A 3330-nucleotide genomic window follows, 5' to 3' on the forward strand; every position below is an offset into this window, starting at 1 on the left:
CGATACCGCACCGTTACCGATGTTAGTGCCTGGTACGTTAATTACGCTGTGGTTTGGCATAAATGGCGCTAGGTGCGATTTAACACCAATTGGGCCAACACCTGGACCACCGCCACCGTGTGGAATACAAAACGTTTTATGCAAGTTTAAGTGCGACACGTCTGAGCCAATAAAGCCTGGGCTTGTTACACCAACTTGCGCGTTCATGTTTGCACCGTCCATGTAAACTTGGCCGCCGTGCTCATGAATAATGTCACAAATTTCGCGAATTGTTTCTTCGTATACGCCGTGCGTAGACGGGTATGTGATCATGATGCACGATAGGTTTTCAGCAACTTCTTCAGCTTTCGCTTTTAAATCTGCCATGTCTACGTTACCGTTTTTGTCGCAGTTAACTACCACAATTTTCATGCTTGCCATTTGCGCTGATGCAGGGTTAGTACCGTGCGCAGAGCTTGGGATTAAACATACATTACGGTGTGCATCCCCTCGTGACTCGTGGTATTTACGAATCGCGATTAAGCCTGCGTATTCACCTTGTGCACCAGAGTTTGGCTGAAGTGATACTGCATCGTAACCGGTAATGTTTACTAGCCAGTCGTGTAGCTCGCCAATCATTATTTGGTAACCTTCTGCTTGATCTAGCGGGCAGAATGGGTGAAGGTTTGCAAACTCAGGCCACGTAATTGGGATCATCTCGGCGGTCGCATTTAGCTTCATGGTACATGAGCCTAACGAGATCATTGAGTGATTAAGCGATAAGTCTTTGCTTTCTAATCGCTTAATGTAGCGAAGCATGTCTGTTTCGCTGTGGTAGCTGTTAAAGTTTGGATGCGTTAGTACTTCATCGTCACGTACTAAACTTGCAGGAATTGACTCGCTGCCATTTGCTTCAACGTCGGCTGCAATAGCGTCAACACTTAGGCCATGGCCTTCGCCTAAAATAATATCGAATAGCTCAGCGATATCTGCACGTGTTGTTGTTTCTGATACCGAAATTGAGTACTCGCCGTCGTGGTTTGTTGCAAAGTTAACGCCTTTTGCAATTGCACGCGCTGTTACGTCTGCTTTGCTGTCGCCAACGATTGTTAGCGTATCAAACCAAGTGCTGTGCTTAAGGGCGATGCCTTTAGCTTTTAGGCCACTTGCTAAAATATCAGCAAAGCGATGTATACGCTGCGCGATAGTTTTTAAGCCTTGTGGGCCGTGGTACACCGCGTAAAACGCTGCCATATTGGCAAGTAATACTTGCGCTGTACAAATGTTTGAATTGGCTTTGTCGCGGCGAATGTGTTGCTCGCGCGTTTGCATTGCCATACGTAGTGCGTCGTTACCTAAACGGTCTTTAGATACACCAATAATACGACCAGGTAATGAACGTTTGTATGCGTCACGTGTTGCAAAAAATGCAGCATGAGGACCGCCGTAACCCATAGGTACGCCAAAACGCTGAGCCGAACCAAGTACTACGTCTGCACCTAATTTACCCGGTGCTTTTAATAGTAATAAACTCATTATGTCGGCAGCAACACAGGCAATGGCCTTTTTGCTTTGTACGCCAGCAATTAGGTCAGTTATATCTACCACTTCGCCTGATGTAGTTGGGTATTGGAACAATGCGCCAAAAATATCGTGGTTAACGGCATCTTCTGCTTTACCTACAATTATTTCAAAACCAAACTGCTCGGCACGCGTTGTTACTACGTCGATTGTTTGTGTGTGTACGTCGTCGGCAATAAAAAATGCATTGGCTTTTTTAGCTTTTGATACGCGTTTTGCAAGGCCCATAGCCTCTGCAGCCGCTGTTGATTCGTCAAGTAGTGACGCGCTTGCTAAATCAAGACCGGTTAAATCTAGGGTCATAGTTTGGAAGTTTAATAATGATTCTAAACGCCCTTGTGCAATCTCTGGCTGATACGGTGTGTACGCTGTATACCAACCTGGATTTTCTAGTACGTTACGTAAAATTACGTGCGGTACGTTAGTTGGGTGGTAGCCTTGGCCAATGTACGATTTGAAAACTTTATTTTTGCTTGCTACTGATTTTAGGTAGCTTAGTGTTTCAACTTCAGTACGGCTTTCGCCAACTGTTAATGGCTGCTCTAAGCGAATGCTTGCAGGTACAGTTTGGTCGATCAGCTCTTGCACACTCGATACTTCTAAAGCACTTAGCATATCGCTTACTTGTGCTGGGCTTGGCCCAATATGGCGGCGAATAAAATCTTGCTTTTGCTCTAGTTCTTCAAGAGATTTGGCGTTTGACATGAATCCAGATTCCTATGATCCTAAATGCTAATGGGTAACTAGCATTAATTAAAATATTTGACGATTTAACAGCTCACTCTGTATGGGGTTGTGCGCTGTAAAATCATAAAAGCCCCATTTTTATACATTAAACGGGGCTTTTAGTTATCTACAAAAAATGATTATTCTTCGTCGATAGTGTGCGAGTAACCTTCAGCGTCTAATAAGTTGTCTAGCTCAGACTCGTCAGATGCTTTAATACGGAATAACCAACCGTCGCCGTAAGCGTCGTTGTTTACTGTTTCAGGTGAATCTTCAAGTTCTTCGTTAATAGCAACAATTTCGCCACTGATAGGTGCGTAAATGTCTGATGCTGCTTTAACCGACTCTGCTACTGCACAGTCTTCGCCAGCGTCTACTGCGTCGCCAACTTCTGGTAATTCAACAAATACCATGTCGCCAAGAAGTTCTTGTGCATGCTCAGAAATACCAACAGTAAATGTACCGTCGCCTTCGTTACGAACCCACTCGTGTGAAGGTGCGTATTTTAACTCGCTAGGAATGTTGCTCATTTTATTTGTCCTTTGGTTTATATTGGGAGGATACCAACCACAATAATTATTGTGATTGGTATAACCAAATTATTTAAATTATTGATTTACCGTTACGTACAAAGCTAGGCTTTACTACTTTAACGTTTACTAATTTTTTACGCATTTCTACTTGAGCTGTATCGCCTGTTGAACGTGGTACACGTGCAAGGGCTACACTAAAACCAAGTGTTGGTGAAAAAGTACCTGATGTAATAATACCTATCCCACCGTCAACAATTACTTTAGAACCGCTACGCAAAACGCCTTTTTCTTCAAACACTAAGCCAACTAGTTTGTCAGTGCTTTTTTCTGCGCGTTGCTTAACAAGTACGTCACGACCAATAAAGTCGCGATCTTCTGGTTCCCATGCAATGGTCCATGCCATGTTAGCAGCAAGTGGTGATACGCTTTCGTCCATATCTAGACCGTAAAGGTTCATACCAGCTTCTAAACGCAGCGTGTCGCGTGCACCTAAACCAGCAGGCGCAACACC

Annotated in this window: 3 protein-coding genes; all 3 read right to left on the bottom strand. The window is 44.1% G+C overall.

Annotated elements, in window-relative coordinates; translation table 11 throughout:
- Positions 1–2265 (bottom strand): aminomethyl-transferring glycine dehydrogenase (gene gcvP / locus L647_RS0121155; RefSeq protein WP_024612782.1); only part of this gene is annotated, 2265 nt, incomplete at its 3' end.
- A gap of 161 nt (positions 2266–2426) precedes the next feature.
- Entirely contained in the window at positions 2427–2816 is a 390-nt protein-coding gene (gcvH, locus tag L647_RS0121160) for a glycine cleavage system protein GcvH (protein ID WP_024612783.1), read from the bottom strand.
- Positions 2817–2889: 73 nt separating this feature from the next.
- Positions 2890–3330: glycine cleavage T C-terminal barrel domain-containing protein (locus tag L647_RS0121165; protein WP_024612784.1), on the bottom strand; the 441-nt coding region annotated here is incomplete at its 5' end.

Origin of the sequence: Pseudoalteromonas sp. TB64 (assembly GCF_000498095.1) — a bacterium.
Lineage (GTDB): Bacteria > Pseudomonadota > Gammaproteobacteria > Enterobacterales > Alteromonadaceae > Pseudoalteromonas.

What these genes read in the sequence shown, in the direction of transcription:
- gcvH (WP_024612783.1), bottom strand. Translation starts at nt 2,816, where the DNA reads ATGAGCAACATTCCTAGCGAGTTAAAATACGCACCTTCACACGAGTGG.